The 18,324-nt window shown below is 66.4% G+C and carries 15 protein-coding genes; 4 read left to right on the top strand and 11 right to left on the bottom strand.

All coding sequences use genetic code 11. The annotated features are described in order from the left end of the window. The first annotated feature begins 84 nt into the window (after positions 1-84). Together OG741_RS21435 and OG741_RS21430 are read left to right on the top strand one after the other, a co-directional pair. Positions 85-843 carry a GntR family transcriptional regulator gene (locus tag OG741_RS21435; RefSeq protein WP_405600220.1) on the top strand — a complete coding sequence of 253 codons (759 nt, stop codon included), beginning with the start codon at positions 85-87 and terminating at the stop codon, positions 841-843. Then, the gene (locus OG741_RS21430) at positions 840-1,550 is read left to right on the top strand and encodes an AAA family ATPase (RefSeq protein ID WP_405600218.1); all 711 of its coding nucleotides are present in this window, start codon (positions 840-842) and stop codon (positions 1,548-1,550) included. Before OG741_RS21435 ends, OG741_RS21430 begins: the two co-directional genes overlap by 4 nt. A gap of 76 nt (positions 1,551-1,626) precedes the next feature. Here OG741_RS21430 and OG741_RS21425 read toward each other — a convergent pair whose 3' ends face one another. From OG741_RS21425 to clpB, 6 genes are all read right to left on the bottom strand, one after another. Next, complete coding sequence (locus tag OG741_RS21425; RefSeq protein ID WP_405600216.1) at positions 1,627-3,081, bottom strand: hypothetical protein; 1,455 nt, start codon at positions 3,079-3,081, stop codon at positions 1,627-1,629. A gap of 3 nt (positions 3,082-3,084) precedes the next feature. Beyond that, positions 3,085-3,651, bottom strand: a complete 567-nt coding sequence (locus OG741_RS21420) for a hypothetical protein (protein ID WP_405600214.1) — start codon at positions 3,649-3,651, stop codon at positions 3,085-3,087. Positions 3,652-4,037: 386 nt separating this feature from the next. Next, positions 4,038-6,689 carry a SpoIIE family protein phosphatase gene (locus tag OG741_RS21415; RefSeq protein WP_405605695.1) on the bottom strand — a complete coding sequence of 884 codons (2,652 nt, stop codon included), beginning with the start codon at positions 6,687-6,689 and terminating at the stop codon, positions 4,038-4,040. Positions 6,690-6,843: 154 nt separating this feature from the next. Then, positions 6,844-7,977 carry an aminotransferase class I/II-fold pyridoxal phosphate-dependent enzyme gene (locus tag OG741_RS21410; protein ID WP_405600212.1) on the bottom strand — a complete coding sequence of 378 codons (1,134 nt, stop codon included), beginning with the start codon at positions 7,975-7,977 and terminating at the stop codon, positions 6,844-6,846. A gap of 234 nt (positions 7,978-8,211) precedes the next feature. Further along, positions 8,212-8,757: a YbjN domain-containing protein gene (locus OG741_RS21405; protein ID WP_266480030.1), complete on the bottom strand. Its 546-nt coding sequence runs from the start codon at positions 8,755-8,757 to the stop codon at positions 8,212-8,214. 116 nt (positions 8,758-8,873) lie between these two features. Then, positions 8,874-11,513, bottom strand: coding sequence for an ATP-dependent chaperone ClpB (clpB, locus tag OG741_RS21400; protein ID WP_405600210.1), 2,640 nt, complete (start codon positions 11,511-11,513; stop codon positions 8,874-8,876). A gap of 123 nt (positions 11,514-11,636) precedes the next feature. Between clpB and OG741_RS21395 the strand changes: the two genes are divergently transcribed. After that, positions 11,637-12,041, top strand: coding sequence for a pyridoxamine 5'-phosphate oxidase family protein (locus OG741_RS21395; RefSeq protein WP_405600208.1), 405 nt, complete (start codon positions 11,637-11,639; stop codon positions 12,039-12,041). Positions 12,042-12,169: 128 nt separating this feature from the next. Here OG741_RS21395 and OG741_RS21390 read toward each other — a convergent pair whose 3' ends face one another. Beyond that, a complete protein-coding gene (locus OG741_RS21390) occupies positions 12,170-12,490 on the bottom strand; it encodes a (2Fe-2S)-binding protein (protein WP_142214562.1) in 321 nt (106 codons plus the stop codon). Positions 12,491-12,924: 434 nt separating this feature from the next. Here OG741_RS21390 and OG741_RS21385 point away from each other — a divergent pair, with 434 nt between their 5' ends. Then, complete coding sequence (locus OG741_RS21385) at positions 12,925-13,908, top strand: helix-turn-helix transcriptional regulator (protein ID WP_324979456.1); 984 nt, start codon at positions 12,925-12,927, stop codon at positions 13,906-13,908. A gap of 79 nt (positions 13,909-13,987) precedes the next feature. Here OG741_RS21385 and OG741_RS21380 read toward each other — a convergent pair whose 3' ends face one another. From OG741_RS21380 to dnaK, 4 genes are read right to left on the bottom strand one after another with little or no spacing between them, the layout of a single operon-like run. Further along, on the bottom strand, positions 13,988-14,431 hold the full coding sequence (locus OG741_RS21380; RefSeq protein ID WP_266480035.1) for a heat shock protein transcriptional repressor HspR: 444 nt from the start codon (positions 14,429-14,431) through the stop codon (positions 13,988-13,990). 1 nt (position 14,432) lies between these two features. Beyond that, positions 14,433-15,617 carry a molecular chaperone DnaJ gene (dnaJ, locus tag OG741_RS21375; protein WP_266480037.1) on the bottom strand — a complete coding sequence of 395 codons (1,185 nt, stop codon included), beginning with the start codon at positions 15,615-15,617 and terminating at the stop codon, positions 14,433-14,435. 30 nt (positions 15,618-15,647) lie between these two features. Further along, on the bottom strand, positions 15,648-16,301 hold the full coding sequence (grpE, locus tag OG741_RS21370) for a nucleotide exchange factor GrpE (RefSeq protein ID WP_405600203.1): 654 nt from the start codon (positions 16,299-16,301) through the stop codon (positions 15,648-15,650). Continuing rightward, complete coding sequence (gene dnaK, locus OG741_RS21365; RefSeq protein WP_405600202.1) at positions 16,298-18,157, bottom strand: molecular chaperone DnaK; 1,860 nt, start codon at positions 18,155-18,157, stop codon at positions 16,298-16,300. The genes grpE and dnaK overlap by 4 nt, the downstream gene beginning before the upstream one ends. Between the last annotated feature and the right edge of the window lie 167 nt (positions 18,158-18,324).

The following is an 18,324-nucleotide window of genomic DNA, read 5'->3' as shown; positions in this document are numbered from 1 at the left end:
ATCCCTAAGGTTCCCTAGGGTTCCCTGCGGTGTCAAGCGGTAAGCTAGGGAACCTCAGGGAAGTGACGACAAGGAGCACACGACATGGCAGGCCAGGCCGACAATCGGGCCCCGTACGCGAAGATTGCCGCCCACTACACGGAGCTGATCGCGTCTGGTCAGCTACAGCCGGGGGCTCTCTTGCCGAGCATCAAGAACCTCGCGGAAGAGTGGAAGGTGAGCACTGCGACGGCCGAGAAGGCCCTACGCAAGTTGCGCAACGAGGGTCTTGTTCGCGGCATCCACGGCATCGGGACCGAGGTGTTGGACCGGCCGGCGTCGATGTCGTCGGGGTCTCAGCGCCAGGACCGGGGACGCCGAACCGGGTCCAGTTGGGGCCAAGGCGAGCGATCCGACTCGCATGAGGCGGCCGTGGTTTCTGCCCCCGCCGAAGTAGCTCAAGCGCTGGACATCGAGCCGGGGGCTGACGTTGTCCGCCGTAGCCGGGTCTACAGGGACCGACACGGCATCGTCGCCCACAGCACGTCTTGGATTCCTGCGCGATACGGGAAGCTGATCCCTCAGCTAGCAGCGAGCGAGCGACTGACGGGCGGAACGTCGCTCCAGCTCATCACTCAGGTGACCGGCCACCCGATCAGCCATCGGATCGACACCGCTTCCGCACACCTCCTTACGCCGGAGTACGCACGGCTCTTGGAGCTTGACCCCGATAACCCACTGGCGGAGCCGGTAGTCGTGATGACAGCAAAGTTCGTTGACACCGAAGGCAACATCGTTGAGTACGGCGTGGACCTCGGAGGTCCGGGCCGTACATGGCGCACGGAATCGGAGGTCTCCCCGTGACGGTCCTGGATGACACGCTCGTGAGCGTGCTGGAAGACCGCCTAGGAACGCTGCTCGTGGCCCGCAGGACTGGCACAATCACGCCTGAAGCCGAAGCAGAGATAGAAGTCATCGCCCAGACCTTGACGAGACCGATGCCACCACGCCCACCCTTCTGCGTCCTGATGGCCGGGCTTCCCGGCTCCGGTAAGACCACCCTTTCCCGCGCGCTCACAGCCCGCGGGTTCGTTCGGCTGTGCCCAGATGAGGAGATGTACCGCCGGCATGGCGTCTACGGGGTGGACTTCCCTCGGGGTACCTTCCCCACCCTGGAGCGGCCGGTCCTCGAAGACGTGGCGGACGAACTGAGCGAACAACTCAAAGCGGGGCACGATGTGGTCGTTGACCACGGCTTTTGGACCCCAGAGGATCGAGACAAGTGGCGAGCCATCGCCACTGACGCCGGTGCCACACCCGTGCTTGTCTACCTCGCGGCCAGCCATGATGAGCTGTGGGCGAGAATCAGCAAACGCAACGAACTCCACAAGAATGATCCGAACTCGATCTACTTCGCAGAGAGCGACCTACAGCGGTACCGCACGCGATTCTTCCCCCCTAAAGCAGACGAACCTCATCTTATGTACGACGGTGACGCGCCAGCCCTGCTTTCAGCCCTAATCACTGCCGCCGGTAAAAAATCCGAAGGCAATGGGGAACCCAGGCGCTAGACGAACCGGTATTTCCGCGATGGCCACTGTCACCCCGCCCCAATCCCTCCATATCTTGAGACCTTGATAGGCACAATCATGGCGTCTCAGGAACTTCCTCTAGGCGGCCTCTTTCATTGCTCCACCAAGGGAACTGCTCATCGACAGTAACAAACTCCTGAAACTCTCTCAGCGTTGATGCCGAGGACTGACAGAGGAGGTCGAGCCCTACGTACGCCAGGACGTGAGGGCTTATCGCTGCTTTCACGGACTCTACTGCTGAGCGGTCAAAATCGATCTCGATATTATGACGAGACTGCGGCCATCGAAGTTCGACCGCCATGACCCTAGCTAGCTCTCCGAGAGCCTCGGAAAGCGCCTGCATATCCATCGAACCGCGTAGTCCCTCGGTGGTACTACTCCGGATACGCGTTTTACTTCCGGGAGAGGTGAACTCAATCCCCTCGATTCCGTACCGATCAAGTCGGCGTTCAATTTCGAACCACCGAGGGGCAATATCCAATCCCGTGCGGTGCGAAATTTTCCGCCTGTCATCGACAAACTTGAAGTCTACTTCACCGCATCGCAGGTGTAGATGCGAGTCGACGACTTCCCAATAGGGCGGACCGTCCATGTCGTCAAACAAGTCTGGTTGCACGTGGTCGACTGCCGCTCCACGCGCCTTTATACGATCCAAATTGGCATTAACCAAAAGGTCCAGATTCTTTCCACCCCGCCAATGCTCTAGCTCCTGAAGATGTTCAATCGCAAGGTTCTGACCAAGATTCCGCCAGAAACTATTATTGACCACCTCCTCTAGGGACAACAGGAAGGGAAGGATCTGCGTCAGCTCTCCGGACGAAAGAGCCGCAACTGACTCGCGAGTTCCTGGGAATCTTTCTGTGTTTCCTCCTTGGCTGACCCAAATGACTTGCATGACGCGTTCAATTCGGGAAGAGAATGATGGCGAAAGGAATTCGTTGAGTGTCCTTACGCTGGCAGAAACCTCCGTCTCATCAAGCCGCGAAAGCGCCGCATCGGCGTGCGAAACCGCCCGCTGGACCCCTGCGGCAGAATCACCGACTAGGTAGCCCTTCCCGCCTTGAAGCAAAGACGCCTTAAGCATTTGAGTTACTGGAGTTCGGGAGTTCTCTTTGGAGATTTTCTCTAGGGCCGCAGTACTCGAAAGAAGACAGTCGTCATATTCATAAGTAACGACTTCAGTCTCCATTGAATCGAGCGACCGCCTGCCGCTCGAAATGGAGATGAAAGCTGGAGATTCCTCATGAAGACTCTCCAGATCCCGCTGAATCAATGGAGTATCAACACTGAACCTCAGGTAAACATCACGGGTAGGCCGTTGCCCACCAGATCCCCAGGTTAGAACAAAGTCGGGGATGAATGTGTGGTTGAAATAATCAGTAGCTTTGATTTCGGTCTTCGGATCTAGCGACTGCAATTCTCGGGCGACAACATGCTTAATGTCACGCATCGCCGATTCGGGCGAAGTTTGATGGAGTGCATTTTGAATCTGACTGTCGATGGTATCCACGAATTACGCCCCCCTTGTAATCAAAGAGCGAATATGACCTAGATACTCACGCTTCATCATCAGCTCTTCTTGGCGCTCCGATAGAACAATGAGCCAGAGTCTTTCAGCCAGAAGCTTTCCGATCTCTGGATCATACTCCTCCCCTCCCAGCTTCTCCGGATAGTCCGCAACCGCCTCTTGGATAATTTCAGCATTGCACAATTTCGTCCATGCGCCCATCGAAAATGGGTGCCACGTTATCCACATGAACTCGCACTCTCGATCTACGCCATCTTTAATCATTTTGGCCGTAGCCGAGTAGCAGTCAGTCAAATATTCGCGATACTTTGGACCCTGACTATCGCTCGTATACGCCTTAATCTCTGCGTAGAAAAGATTCTTTTTATCGTTCTCAAAGTAGCCAGCTACATCCCAGGATTCATGTTTCCCGTTCAGTAGTGTCAGTGTGGTCATGTGTGACGCTTCGTAGACAATCCAGGGAGCACTCACGCGCGTAGTGCTCTCCAGCCACGCTTGCGCGAAGTAGGCACCCTCGCGGCCCCGCTCCTGCTGCACTTCACCTGCCACCATGAGATAAGTATGGCGAGACTGAGGGTTCTATCACCAGGGTGATCTATAACTCGCACTCAGTGAGGCTAGGGCCAACGATTCGGTACAGCCAGGCCCAGTCATGAGAAAGCCTCATCCGGACGAGCCTCAGGGCGCCGCACCGGGGGTTCTCATCGAGAGTGGCAGCCCCGCCGCCGGGCCGTCCTTGGGCCGTCCAACAGCGGCCAACGACGACAAACAACGACAGTCGATGACAGCTCCTCCCCTGCTCAGGCAGGGTCCCCGGAACACCCCCGCAGGCCCTAACCCCCGAACCTGAGTTGAGCAACTCCAGAGCTTCGCCGCGTCGTCACCGCGCAGGGGACGCCGGACACCCCCGAAGCCGTGCCGTCCAAGCCGGACAGGGCCTACAGCGCGTCGCCGCTCCCGTCGGACCGGGGCAGCGCCAGCTCCGCCCAGATGACCTTGCCCTCGGGGGTGTAGCGGGTGCCCCAGCGTTCGGCCATCTGCGCGACGAGGAACAGTCCGCGGCCCCCTTCATCCATCGTGGCCGCATACCGCAGATGGGGCGAGGTGCTGCTGCCGTCGGCCACCTCGCAGGTCAGGGTGCGATCGTGGACCAGCTGCATCGTGACCGGTGCGGAGCCGTAGCGGATCGCGTTGGTGATCAGCTCGCTGAGCACCAGCTCCATGGCGAACGCGAGCTCGGACAGACCCCAGTCGTCCAGCTTCTCGGCCACGGCGGCGCGCATCCCTGCGACGGCGGCGGGATCCAGCGGCACGTCCCAGCAGGCGACGTGGTCGGGCCGGATCGCCCGGGTGCGGGCGATGAGCAGCGCCACGTCGTCCTTCGGCCGACTGGGCAGGAGCGCGTCCAGCACCGCCTGACAGCTCGCGTCCGGCGACCGGTCGGGATGGGACTCCAGTGCCTTGCGCAGCATCTCGATCCCCACGTCGATGTCCCGGGTGCGGTCCTCGATGAGCCCGTCGGTGTACAGGACGAGTTGCGTGCCCTCCGCCAGTTCCAGCTCGGCGGTCTCGAACGGCATACCGCCGAGGCCCAGCGGCGGCCCGGCCGGAAGATCGGGGAACGACACACTGCCGTCGAGGTGGACCAGCGCGGGCAGGGGGTGCCCGGCCCGCGCCATGGTGCAGCGGCGGGAGACAGCATCGTAGATCGCGTACAGACAGGTGGCGCCCATGACCCCCGCACCCGCGGTCGCCCCCTCCTCCTCCTGGTCCATCCGCCCGACCACATCGTCGAGGTGGTTGAGGATTTCGTCGGGCGGCAGGTCGAGCGTGGAGAAGTTGTGCACCGCCGTGCGCAGCCGACCCATCGTGGCGGCCGCGTGCAGGCCGTGGCCGACGACGTCCCCGACGACCAGCGCCACGCGACTGCCGGGAAGCGGGATCACATCGAACCAGTCGCCACTCACCCCGGACAGCGCGGGCAGGTAGCGGTGGGCGACATCGAGGGCGCTCTGCTCGGGCAGGGCCCGCGGCAGCAGGCTGCGCTGCAGGGCGACGGCGAGGGTGTGCTCACGGGTGAAGCGGCGGGCGTTGTCGATGCTGACCGCCGCCCGGGCGACCAGTTCTTCGGCCAGGGACAGGTCGTCCTCCTCGAAGGGCTGGGGCTTCTCCGAGCGCCAGAAGTTGGTCATGCCGAGGATGACGCCCCGCGCCTGGAGGGGCACCGTGATGAGCGAATGGATGCCGTAGTCGACGATCATCCGTGTCCGCTCCGGGTCCTGGGCATGCCAGCCGGACGCGTCGGCCAGGTCAGGAACCAGCTCCGAGAGGCCGCTGCCGAGACCGCGTGCCTGCGGTGTGGAGGGGACGAAGTCGATCAGGCGGTCGAGTTCGTAGAGGGGATGGTCGTCCCGGATGCCGTGGACCGCGGTGCGGCGCATGTCCGCGCCACCATTCGGCTCCTCCCCTCGCAGGACCGGGTCGGCAAGATCGACGGTGACGAAGTCGGCGAACCGGGGGACCGCGACCTTCGCCAGTTCCTCGGCCGTACGCACCACGTCGAGGGTGGTACCGATGCCCAGACCGGCGTCGTACAGCAGTTTCAGCCGCTCGCGGGCCACCTCCGCCTTGCCGTACAGCGCCCGCAGCTCCGTGGAGTCACGCAAGGTCGCGACCGTCCCCTCGGGGCCGCCGTGACGATCCGTGAGCCTCTGGTTCACCGCAAGCAACCGCTCCCCGGCCAGGTGCACCTCGTCCGTGGCCACGCGGCCCGAGGTCAGCAGTTCCACGGTGGGGGGATCAAGGCTGGGCAGTTCCGAGATGTGCCGCCCCTCGGCGTCGGGCGGCAGGTCCAGCAGCCGCCTGGCCTCGTCGTTCGCGAGCAGCAGCTGACCGTCGTTGTCGACGATGAGCACACCCTCGCGGACGGAGTGCAGCACGGCGTCGTGATGCTCGTACATGCGGGTCATCTCGGTCGGGCCCAGACTGTGGGTCTGCCGCCGAAGCCGCCTGGCCACCAGCGCCGTCCCGGCTGTGGCGACGGCGAGCGCGGCCGCTCCGGCACCAAGGATGATCGGCAGTTGTCTGTCCACCACGCTGGTCACGTTCTTGACCTTCAGGCCGGCGGACACCAGGGCCACGACATTGCCCTTGAGGTCGTAGACGGGGACGGTCGCCTGGACCTCGTGGCCGAGCGGGCCATGGACGCTCTCGGTGTACACGCGGCCGGCCAGCGACGGCTCGATGGTGCCGACGAACCTCTTGCCGATCCGGCCCGGCTGGGGATGCGTGTAGCGGATCCCCTTCGTGTCCATCACCACGATGAAGTCGACGCCGGCAGCCTTGCGCCCCGCCTCGGTGACGGGCTGCAGCACCTTGGAGGGATCAGGGGTCTTCAGCGCAGCCAGAACACCCGGTGAGTTCGCAAACGTCTGCGCCACGGCGATGGAGCGGCGCTTCGCCTCCGAGCTGCTGTCGTAGCGGGACTGCAGCACAAGCGCGACCACCGCGGCCGCCACAAGCAGCACCACCACGGCCACCTGCAGGGTGAAGACCTGCCCCGCAACGCTCCGGGGGTGCTTGTCGGTCAGTGACCGAACCGGTGCGCTCCGGAATCGGTCGGAGCGTTTGACCACATTGCCTTTCTAACACCGCGAAGTCCTCTGCGGCGATACATGCCCGGACCGGGCCGCGCGGCGCAACGCGAGTGGCGGCCTTTCCGGGTGCGGCACAGCCCGGCTGCGATCAGCGCGCGCTGATCAGCTGGTCGACGGCCTTGCGGATCGAGTCCTCGCGCTTGCAGAACGAGAAGCGGACCAGCCAGGCCGGAGCGTTCGCGCTCAGGTAGAACGCCGACGTCGGGATGGCCACGACACCCGCGCGCTCCGGCAGCCTCCGGCAGAACTCGACCCCGTCCGTGTATCCCCACGGCCGCACGTCCGCCTGCACGAAATAGCCGGCATCCGCACGGAAGGGCAGCAGTCCGGCCTCCGCCAGGCCGTCGCTCAGCAGGTCGCGATGCGCGCGCAGCGTGTCGCGCAGACCGGCCGCCCATTCCTCCACCGAGCCGAGTGCCTGCGCCAGCGCTTCCTGGTACGGGGTACCCGAGGCGTACGTCAGGAACTGCTTGGCCGCGCCCACCGCGGCCACGAGCGGCGCGGGTCCGCAGACCCAACCGACCTTCCAGCCCGTCGTGTTGAAGGTCTTGCCCGCCGAGGAGACGACCACCGTGCGCTCCCGCATCCCCGGCAGAGCGGCAATGGACCGATGGCGCGCGCCGTCGTTGTAGACGAGGTGTTCGTAGACCTCGTCCGTGATCACCGTCAGCGCGTGTTCACGGCACACGTCCGCGACGGCTTCGAGTTCCTCGGCCCTGAAGACCATGCCCGTGGGGTTGTGCGGGGTGTTGAGGATCAGCACCCGGGTACGCGGGGAAACGGCCGCGCGCAGCGCGTCCACGTCGAGGGCGAACCCGTCGCCGTCCAGGACGAGGGGAACGGCGACCAGCCGGGCCCCGGCGAGGCGGGCGTCGGCGGCGTAGGCGTCGTAGCAGGGGTCGAAGGCGATGACCTCGTCGCCGGGATCGCAGAGCGCCAGGAGGGCCGCGGCGAGGGCTTCCGTCGCGCCCGTCGTCACCAGCACCTCCCCCTGCGGCCGGTAGTCGAGGCCGTACCGCCGCAGCTGATGAGCGGCGACGGCCTCGCGCAGCGCGGGGAATCCATGAGCCGGCGGGTACTGGTTGCTGCCCGCGAGCACCGCGTCCGCCACGCCCTTGAGCAGCGCGGGCGGACTGGCCAGCTCCGGCACCCCTTGCCCGAGGTTCACGGCTCCGGTACTCCGCGCCAGCTCCGTCATCTCGGTGAAGATCGACGTGCCCATGCCGTGTACCCGAGCAGCTGGACTCCATCCTGCCGAGCCCACGAGGCCGCGCGTATCAGCCGTCCCTGCCGTGTTCATGCGATCCCGCTTTCCCGAGTGAGGCCGTCAACCAGGAGATCCGGCCCTCACGATAGGCCTGCGAGCGTGTCAGCAGTACAAAAGCCCGGCCGAGGGCGGCGGTCGTGGTGACCGTCGCACCGGCCGGGCTGTCGTTCGCCTGCGGGACGTATCCGCTCAGGCCTCGTCGTCGGGCTTCTCGTCGGCGGGCTTCTCGTCCGCCGTCTCCAGGCCGAGCTGCTCCGCGAGCCACTTGTCGAACTCGATGGCGGCACGGACCCAGCTGACCGTCGAGGAGACGAAGTGCTCCAGGCTGACGCCCGTGCCGATCAGCATCTGGGCCTCGCCGATGAGGCGGATGGTGGGGCCGTCCTCCTCTTCCTCGTGGAGGTGGGTGTAGACCTTGGGCCACAGCGTGCGACGGTTCCAGTCGTCGACCGCGTCGAGGATCTTCGGCTTGTCCTCGACGGCGTGCGGACGGTCGTAGAAGGTCCGCACGGAGAAGACCTGCTGGTCGTCCTCGCCGCGGAACATGAAGTACGTACGGAATTCCTCCCACGGCGCCGCGAGGTCACCCTCGTCGTCGACGACGTACTTCAGTTCCATCTGGTCGAGGAGCTGCTTGACCAGGTCCTGGTCGGGAACGACGGGGCCCGCCGGTCCTGCGGCCTGAGGCTGGGGCTGGCCCCCGAAATTCGGAATCGAGGACGGATCGATGGTCACCGTGGATTTCCCTTCGTACGGTTCCCGCCATCCTCCCCCATCTCGGGCGGGGGCTGGCAACCCCCACCCGACGGGTCCGCTCGTGGCGTAGTCCGAGCGACTCTTACGGCGGCCCCTTACAGCGTCTTTCCTGTGGCCGGTCCGTTCTCTCCTGTGGCCGGTCCGGTCTCGCCGGTGGCCGGTCCGACGATCAGGCCGTCCCCGAAACGGTCCACCCGCACCGTGTCGCCGTCCGTGATCTCGCCCGCGAGGATCTCCTTCGCGAGCCGGTCGCCGATCGCGGTCTGCACCAGGCGGCGCAGCGGGCGCGCTCCGTACGCCGGGTCCATGCCCTCGTCGGCCAGCCACTGAAGCGCCTCAGGAGTGACCTCCAGCGTCAGCCGGCGCTCGGCCAGACGCTTGGCGAGGCGCCCGATCTGCAGCTCGGCGATCCGGCTCAGCTCCTCCTTGCTCAGCGCGGAGAAGACCACCAGGTCGTCGAGCCGGTTGAGGAACTCCGGCTTGAAGGAGGCCCGTACGACCTCCAGGACCTGCTGCTTCTTCTCCTCGCCGCTGGTGAGCGGCTCGACCAGATACTGGCTGCCGAGGTTCGAGGTCAGGACCAGGATGGTGTTGCGGAAGTCCACCGTCCGCCCCTGGCCGTCGGTCAGCCGCCCGTCGTCGAGTACCTGAAGCAGGATGTCGAAGACCTCGGGGTGTGCCTTTTCCACCTCGTCGAGCAGGACGACGGAGTACGGGCGCCTGCGGACGGCCTCGGTGAGCTGGCCGCCCTCCTCGTAGCCGACGTACCCCGGCGGGGCGCCGACGAGGCGGGCGACGGAGTGCTTCTCGCCGTACTCCGACATGTCGATACGGACCATCGCCCGCTCGTCGTCGAAGAGGAAGTCCGCGAGCGCCTTGGCCAGTTCGGTCTTGCCGACACCGGTCGGGCCGAGGAAGAGGAACGAGCCGGTGGGCCGGTCGGGGTCGGCGATCCCGGCGCGCGTCCTGCGTACCGCGTCGGACACGGCCTGGACGGCCTCGCTCTGGCCGATCAGCCGCTTGCCCAGCTCCTGCTCCATCCGCAGCAGCTTCTGCGTCTCGCCCTCAAGCAGCCGCCCGGCCGGAATGCCGGTCCAGGAGGCCACCACATCGGCGATGTCGTCGGGGCCGACCTCCTCCTTGACCATGGTGTCCTTGGCGGCCTCCTGCTCCGCCTCGGATGCCTCCTCCAGCTCACGCTCCAGGTCGGGGATCTCCCCGTACAGCAGCTTGGACGCGGTGTCGAAGTCGCCGTCGCGCTGGGCCCGTTCGGCCTGGCCGCGCAGCTCGTCGAGCTTCTCCTTCAGCTCACCGACGCGGTTGAGGCCCTGCTTCTCCTTCTCCCAGCGCGCCGTGAGACCGCGCAGCTCCTCCTCCTTGTCGGCGAGGTCGCGGCGCAGCTTCTCGAGGCGCTGCCTGGAGCCGGGGTCGGTCTCGTTCTTGAGCGCGAGTTCCTCCATCTTCAGCCGGTCCACGGCGCGCTGCAGCTCGTCGATCTCGACCGGGGAGGAGTCGATCTCCATCCGCAGCCGGGAGGCGGACTCGTCGACGAGGTCGATGGCCTTGTCGGGCAGGAAGCGCGAGGTGATGTACCGGTCGGACAGGGTCGCGGCGGCGACCAGCGCGCTGTCCGCGATCTGCACCTTGTGGTGCGCCTCGTAGCGGCCCTTGAGCCCGCGCAGGATCGCGATCGTGTCCTCGACGGTCGGCTCGTCGACCAGCACCTGCTGGAAGCGCCGCTCCAGCGCCGCGTCCTTCTCGATCCGCTCGCGGTACTCGTCGAGCGTGGTGGCGCCGACCATGCGCAGCTCGCCGCGCGCCAGCATCGGCTTGAGCATGTTGCCCGCGTCCATGGCCGAGTCGCCGCCGGCGCCCGCGCCCACCACGGTGTGCAGCTCGTCGATGAAGGTGATGATCTGGCCGTCGCTCCCCTTGATCTCGGAAAGGACGGTCTTCAGCCGCTCCTCGAACTCACCGCGGTACTTCGCACCTGCGACCATCGCGCCGAGATCCAGCGAGACGAGCCGCTTGTTCTTGAGGGACTCGGGGACATCGCCCTTGATGATGCGCTGCGCGAGCCCTTCGACGACGGCGGTCTTGCCGACGCCGGGCTCACCGATCAGCACCGGGTTGTTCTTGGTGCGGCGGGACAGCACCTGGACGACCCGGCGGATCTCCTGGTCCCGGCCGATGACCGGGTCGAGCTTGCCCTCGCGGGCGGCGGCGGTGAAGTCCGTACCGAACTTCTCCAGTGCCTTGTACTGCCCCTCGGGGTCGGGGGTTGTCACCCGGCGCCCTCCCCTTACCTTCTCGAACGCGTCCTGCAGCTTCTTCGCCGTGGCCCCCTGCCGGGCCAGCACCTCTCCGGCCCGCCCGCCCTTGGCGGCGATACCGATGAGCAGGTGCTCGGTGGACAGATACTCGTCGCCGAGCTCCTTGGCCCGCCGGTCGGCGTCGGCGATGACCGCCAGCAGCTCCCGGTTGGGCTGGGGCGGGGCGACGGTCGAGCCGGTCACGCTGGGCTGGGCCGCGAGCACCCGCTCGGCCCCGGCGCGCACGGCCACCTGGTCCGCCTCGACGGCGGCCAGCAGATCCACGATGTTCTCGTTGTCCTCGCCCGCGAGCAGCGCGAGCAGCAGATGCGCGGGGGTCAGATCGGGATGCCCGGCGGACACCGCCCGACTGGTGGCGGCGTTGAGCGCATCCCGGCTCTTGTTGGTCAGCTCGGCGTCCACTGCGGTCTCTCCTCCTCGCTGGTAGGGGCCTGTTCCCTCACACTGACTCATTCAGCGTGCACAAAGTTGAGTCTATTCCACTCAACCTGTGAAAGGGTAGCCGCCGCCGGTAGGTTCCGGGGCATGGCCATCGATCCGCGCAGTCCCGACGCGTCCTTCCTCACCTTCTGGCGTGAGTACCACATGTGCACACTGACGACCCCGCGCCAGGACGGCACCCCTCACGTCGTCGCGGTCGGCGTCACGTACGACCCGGAGGGCGGATTCGCGCGCGTCATCACCAATAAGCACAGCCACAAGGTCGCAAACATCCTGGCCGCGGGCCCGGACGGGGCGCCGGTCGCGGTCTGCCAGGTCGACAAGGGGCGCTGGGCGACCCTGGAGGGCCGCGCGAGGGTCCGCACGGAGCCCGAGCTCATCGCGGACGCGGTGGAGCGTTACGCGGAACGCTACGGGCGCACACCGGCCCCGAATCCGGACCGGGTGCTGATCGAGATCGCCCTGACGCGGGCGATGGGCCGGGCCTAGCCGGGCTCACCTTCCCGTACATGGCTTCCGTACGGGAAAAGCACAGCGGCGCCATCGCGTTTCAGGTCCACGATGGCGCCGCTGTGTGGGGGAAGCGCCTGAGCGATTTACAACGACGGGGGAACCGCTCAGGCACTGCGGGGGGTGGCGGTGGTGGTGTCGGGCTCGACCAACTGGTGATCACGTTGATCGAGATTGACGAAAATCATGCCGTACCGGATGGCACAGCGGACGGGCTGCGGAGCTCCACGGGGCCGGCGAAGGCACCGATACGCACGGACGTCTTCGTCCTCCTCGCGTGCCACGACAATCGGCTCTCCGAAGAGGGTGACCATCAACGAGTCGCCACGGTGGGGGATTGCCGTGACGAGGTCGATGAAATGCCACCCCGATCGATAAGCCGTAGCCATCTCACGCCGGAAGACCCGGTCGTCCGGTGGAACGGTCATGCGTCCGTGCGGGCCGGAGCGACACCCCATGAGGGCTCACCGGGCGTGCCCGCGGCGTCAGCCGGAGCGACACCCCATGAAGGCTCACCGGGAGCCGACGCATCCGCCGGTGCCACGACGCCCCAGGAGGGCTCACCGGGCGTTCCGGCCACAGCGTCAGCGGGAGCGAAACCCCACGACGGTTCCCCAGGAGCTGCCGTCACCGCGCTGGCGGGAGAGCTACCCCAGGAGGGCTCACCGGAGGCCACCGCACCGAGCGCGGCCGCCGCTATGGCAAGAGCACAAAGAGCACGTAGCGTCCTAGACATGGGTGATCTCCACCTCTTTTGATCATTCCTCCTCCCCCGCGCATAAGACGATGTCTCACTCCGAACGCTTGCACCAGCGACGGCAGGCATCATGTTCCTGTAATGCAGGAGCCTGAGGGGGTGCATATGCCATCTAATGAGGGCGAAACGGGACACCCTCACGCAGACGGCGAGCTGTGCGAGGCGGGGAAAAGTCTCTACATCACCGCACTGCGCACCGGGCGTATAGCCCGGTCAGAGGCGGAATCAACACCCTGCCTCTTCGATCTCGCCCTGCTGCACCCGGATCCCGACGACGCTCAGTGGCTCCGACCGGTCCCGCCGACCACTGCGCTGACACAGCTGATACACCCCATTGAGCGGGAGATCCAAGAGCGCCGACGACGAACTGTCGCTCTGACCGATGCTCTTGAGCCATTCATGGCGTTCACCGCTCAGAACTCCACGGTCCCACAAGGGATTACCGTCCTCGAGGGCCTCAACCGCATCAACACAACCCTCGACCAGGTCACCGCAGACTGCACCGAGGAGCTTCTCACTGTCCAGCCCGGCAGCGGGCGACAGCCGCACATCCTGGAAAAGGCGCTGCGCCGCGTGGAGCCGCTCATCGACCGCGGCGTCCGCATGCGCACGCTCTACCAGCACACGGCCCGCCACCACCCCGCCACGCTCGCCTACATGGAGCAGGTGGGGCCCTCCGGCGTGGAGGTGCGCACGCTGGAGGAGATCATCGACCGGCTGATCATCGTGGACCGGAGAGTGGCCTTCATCCCGGCGAGCAGCGACCGGCTGTCCGCGCTGGAACTGCGGCACAAGGGCATCGTCGAGTATCTGGTCGGCGTCTTCGAGCAGTTCTGGCTGCACGGCATCGCGTGGGAGGAGCCGATCAGTTACGGACCGGACCTGGACGGCATCACCGGCATCCAGCGCTCGATCGCGAAACTGCTGGTAGAAGGGCATGTGGACGAGGCGATCGCCCGCCGGCTCGGGATGAACGTCCGTACCTGCCGGGCCCATATCGCCAAGCTGGGCTCCTCGTTGGGCAGCGGCAGCCGGACCCAGCTGGGCTATCTGATCGCCCAGTCGGGAATGCTGGAACACCAGTCCTGAACCTGACCGAAACCCATATGCAGAAGGGGCGGTGGAGCAACTCGCGTTGCTCCACCGCCCCTTCGGACCGAGACATGGCCTATTCGGAACGCTTGGGTCGCCAGACCACCAGCGCGCTCGCCTGCTGCACATCCTGGTACGGCACGAGATCGCGCCGGTAGGAGGCATGCACCTGGGCCTCGCGCTGCTGCATCGCCGCAGCCGCTCCCTCGACTGCGGCCGACAGCTCGACAACCCTTTGCTGAAGCGCAGCGACCTGGTTCTCCAGTTCGATGATGCGCTTGATTCCGGCCAGGTTGATGCCCTCGTCCTGCGACAACTGCTGGACGGTGCGCAGCAGTTCGATGTCACGGGCACTGTATCGGCGGCCCCGTCCCGCGGTGCGGTCGGGGGACACGAGACCAAGCCGGTCGTACTGCCGCAGCGTCTGCGGATGCAAGCCCGAGAGCTGGGCCGCCACCGAAATGACGTACACCGGCGACTCGTCGGTCAGTTCGTAGGGGTTGCGGCGACGACCGTCCATCTCATGCTCCCTTCGCGGCCTGGAACAGCTCGGCCCGCGGGTCCTCGTCCGCGGTGGCTTCGCGGTAGGCCTCCAGCGCTTCCTTCGCCTTGTCGCCCAGCTCCTTGGGGACCGCGACCTCGACGGTGACCAGCAGGTCGCCGCGGGTGCCGTCCTTGCGGACCGCGCCCTTGCCGCGGGCACGCATCGTACGGCCGTTGGGTGTCCCCGCGGGCAGCTTCAGCGTGACCGGCGGACCGCCGAGCGTGGGCACCTTCACCTCGCCGCCGAGCGCCGCCTCCGTATAGGTGACGGGCACGGTGACCGTGAGGTTGTCGCCCTTGCGGCCGAAGACCGGATGGGAGTCGACATGCACGACCACGTACAAGTCGCCCGCCGGGCCGCCCCGTTCGCCGGGGGCTCCCTTGCCGCGCAGCCGGATCCGCTGGCCGTCGGAGACGCCCGCCGGGATCCGGACCTGCATGGTGCGCGAGGAACGGGCGCGCCCGCTGCCCTTGCAGACCTCGCAGGGGTCCTGCGCGATCAGCCCGCGGCCCTTGCAGTCCACGCACGGGTCGGTGAGCGAGAAGGAGCCGCTGCCGCCGCGCGAGACCTGGCCGGTGCCGACACAGGTCGGGCACACGCGGGGCGTGCCGTTCTTGTCGCCGGTGCCCGAACAGGCCTTGCAGGCGGCCGAGCTGGACATCCGCAGCGGGACCGTGGCCCCGTCGACCGCTTCGGTGAAGCTGAGCGTCACCTCGGACTCGATGTCCTGGCCACGGCGCGGCTGGGTACGCGTACCCGGGCCGGCGCCGCGGTTGAACAGCCCGCCGAAGACATCGCCGAGACCGCCGCCGAAGCCGCCGGCGCCCCCTTGCGTGCCGCCCTGGGCGCCGCCGAAGAGGTCGCCCAGGTCGAAGTTGAAGGAGCCGCCGGGGCCGCCCGGCGCACCGGCGCGGAAGCCACCGTTGCCGAAGAGGGCGCGTGCCTCGTCGTAATCCTTGCGCCGCTTCGGGTCGCCGAGGATGTCATGGGCCTCGGAGATCTCCTTGAAGCGCTCCTCCGCCTTGGCATCGCCCTTGTTGGCGTCCGGGTGGAACTCGCGGGCGAGCTTCCGGTACGCCTTCTTGATCTCGGCCTCGGTGGCGTCCTTGGGGACGCCGAGGACCTTGTAGTAGTCCTTCTCGACGAAGTCCTTCGTGCTCATCGACGTCCCTCCTCTCGGACAATCATTGCGTCAGCCCTCGTCCGGGCCACCGCTCTCCTCGTCGTTCGCCGTCTCGTCCTTCGAGGTCGCGGGCGCCGCGCCCGGCTGGGGCTCGGCCACCGCGACCCGTGCGGGCCTGATGGTCCGTTCGCCGATGCGATACCCCGGCTGCAGGACCGCGACGCACGTGGTCTCGGTGACATCCGGTGCGTACGAGTGCATCAGGGCCTCGTGGATCGTCGGGTCGAAGGGCTCGCCCTCCTTGCCGAACTGCTGCAGGCCCATCTTGGCTGCGGCCGTCTCGAGAGACTCGGCAACCGACTTGAACCCGCCCACCAGCTCCCCGTGATCACGCGCACGGCCGATGTCGTCGAGCATGGGCAGGAGCTCGGTCAGCAGAGACGCCGTGGCGATCTCCTTGACCGTGATCCGGTCGCGCTCCACACGACGGCGGTAGTTCTGGTACTCGGCCTGGAGCCGCTGGAGGTCCGCGGTGCGCTCGTTGAGCGCCGTACGCACCTGGTCCAGCTGAGCCGTCAGGCCTGCGATCTTTGCTGCTGCGTCCCCTGCCGGGGCCGCCGGGCCCTCCCTCTCGGAGGACTCGGCGGACGCGGCGGCGTCGTCAGAGGTGGCGCCTGAGGGGACGTCGGGCTTCTCCTCGAAACCCGGGGTCTCCTCCGTCACGCGGCACCGTCCTTCTTCGGCTTCTCGTCGTCGACGATCTCGGCGTCGACCACATCGTCCTCGGCCTGGGGCTGCTCACCGGCCTGGGCGCCATCGGCGCCGGGGGCCGCGCCACCCTCGGGGGCGGCGTTGGCGTACATCGCCTGGCCGAGCTTCTGGCTGACCGCGGCGACCTTCTCGGTCGCCGTGCGGATCTCGGCCGTGTCCTCGCCCTTGAGCTTCTCCTTCAGCTCGGTGAGCGCGGTCTCGACCTCGGTCTTGACGTCACCGGGGACCTTGTCCTCGTTGTCCTTGAGGAACTTCTCGGTCTGGTAGACGAGCTGCTCGCCCTGGTTGCGGGACTCGGCGGCCTCGCGGCGGCGGTGGTCCTCGTCCGCGTACTGCTCGGCCTCCTGGCGCATCCGGTCGACCTCGTCCTTCGGCAGCGAGGAGCCGCCGGTGACGGTCATCTTCTGCTCCTTGCCCGTGCCCAGGTCCTTCGCGGTCACGTGCATGATGCCGTTGGCGTCGATGTCGAAGGCGACCTCGATCTGCGGGACCCCGCGCGGGGCCGGCGGCAGACCGGTCAGCTCGAACATCCCGAGCTTCTTGTTGTACGCCGCGATCTCGCGCTCGCCCTGGTAGACCTGGATCTGCACGGACGGCTGGTTGTCCTCGGCCGTCGTGAAGATCTCGGAACGCTTGGTCGGGATCGTGGTGTTGCGCTCGATCAGCTTGGTCATAATGCCGCCCTTGGTCTCGATACCGAGGGACAGCGGGGTCACGTCGAGGAGCAGGACGTCCTTGACCTCACCCTTGAGGACACCGGCCTGAAGAGCGGCACCGATGGCGACGACCTCGTCGGGGTTCACACCCTTGTTGGCGTCCTGGCCGCCGGTGAGCTCCTTGACGAGCTCGGCGACGGCGGGCATACGGGTCGAGCCGCCGACCAGAACCACGTGGTCGATCTCGGACAGCTGGATGCCGGCGTCCTTGATGACGTTGTGGAACGGCGTCTTGCAGCGCTCCAGGAGGTCCGCGGTGAGCTGCTGGAACTGAGCGCGCGTGAGCTTCTCGTCCAGGTGCAGCGGGCCCTCGGCGGAGGCCGTGATGTAGGGCAGGTTGATGTTCGTCTCGGTGGACGACGACAGCTCGATCTTCGCCTTCTCCGCGGCCTCGCGGAGACGCTGGAGAGCCATCTTGTCCTTGGACAGGTCCACGCCGTGACCGTTGGCGAACTGCTTCACCAGGTAGTCGACGACGCGCTGGTCCCAGTCGTCACCACCGAGGTGGTTGTCACCGTTGGTGGCCTTCACCTCGACGACGCCGTCGCCGATCTCCAGCAGCGACACGTCGAAGGTGCCGCCACCGAGGTCGAAGACGAGGATGGTCTGGTCGTCCTTGTCGAGGCCGTAGGCCAGGGCGGCCGCCGTCGGCTCGTTGACGATACGCAGGACGTTCAGACCCGCGATCTCACCGGCCTCCTTGGTGGCCTGACGCTCGGAGTCGTTGAAGTACGCCGGGACGGTGATCACCGCGTCGGTGACCTTCTCGCCGAGGTAGGACTCCGCGTCGCGCTTCAGCTTCTGCAGGATGAAGGCGCTCATCTGCTGCGGGTTGAAGGTCTTCCCGTCGAGCTCGATCTTCCAGTCGGTGCCCATGTGGCGCTTGACCGACCGGATGGTCCTGTCGACGTTCGTGACTGCCTGACGCTTCGCTACCTCGCCGACCAGCACCTCACCGTTCTTCGCGAAGGCGACGACGGACGGCGTGGTCCTGGCACCCTCGGCGTTGGTGATGACGGTGGGCTCGCCGCCCTCCAGAACGCTGACGACGGAGTTAGTCGTGCCCAGGTCGATGCCGACCGCACGTGCCATTTCAATTCCTCCAGCTGACTTGAGTGGATCTGGCTCAAGGATGCATGACCGAGCCGACGACGTCAACAGAGCTGAGTCGACCCCACTCAACTTTTATCCGGCACTTACCTGCAGCCCACCCCCCGACCTGCACCCCAAGTCCGCCGCAGCGCGTGGCGCACCCCTTC

The organism is Streptomyces sp. NBC_01410, from assembly GCF_045040195.1.
In the GTDB taxonomy this organism is placed as follows: Bacteria; Actinomycetota; Actinomycetes; order Streptomycetales; family Streptomycetaceae; genus Streptomyces.
Note: the sequence above shows the minus strand (reverse complement) of the source record. Positions and strands in the feature narration are given on the sequence as shown.

Coding starts and splice junctions, on each gene's coding strand:
- OG741_RS21435 (WP_405600220.1), top strand. CDS start 85: ATGGCAGGCCAGGCCGACAATCGGGCCCCGTACGCGAAGATTGCCGCC.
- OG741_RS21420 (WP_405600214.1), bottom strand. CDS start 3,651: ATGGTGGCAGGTGAAGTGCAGCAGGAGCGGGGCCGCGAGGGTGCCTAC.
- OG741_RS21410 (WP_405600212.1), bottom strand. CDS start 7,977: ATGGGCACGTCGATCTTCACCGAGATGACGGAGCTGGCGCGGAGTACC.
- OG741_RS21395 (WP_405600208.1), top strand. CDS start 11,637: ATGGCCATCGATCCGCGCAGTCCCGACGCGTCCTTCCTCACCTTCTGG.
- OG741_RS21390 (WP_142214562.1), bottom strand. CDS start 12,490: ATGACCGTTCCACCGGACGACCGGGTCTTCCGGCGTGAGATGGCTACG.
- OG741_RS21385 (WP_324979456.1), top strand. CDS start 12,925: ATGCCATCTAATGAGGGCGAAACGGGACACCCTCACGCAGACGGCGAG.
- OG741_RS21380 (WP_266480035.1), bottom strand. CDS start 14,431: ATGGACGGTCGTCGCCGCAACCCCTACGAACTGACCGACGAGTCGCCG.
- dnaJ (WP_266480037.1), bottom strand. CDS start 15,617: ATGAGCACGAAGGACTTCGTCGAGAAGGACTACTACAAGGTCCTCGGC.
- dnaK (WP_405600202.1), bottom strand. CDS start 18,157: ATGGCACGTGCGGTCGGCATCGACCTGGGCACGACTAACTCCGTCGTC.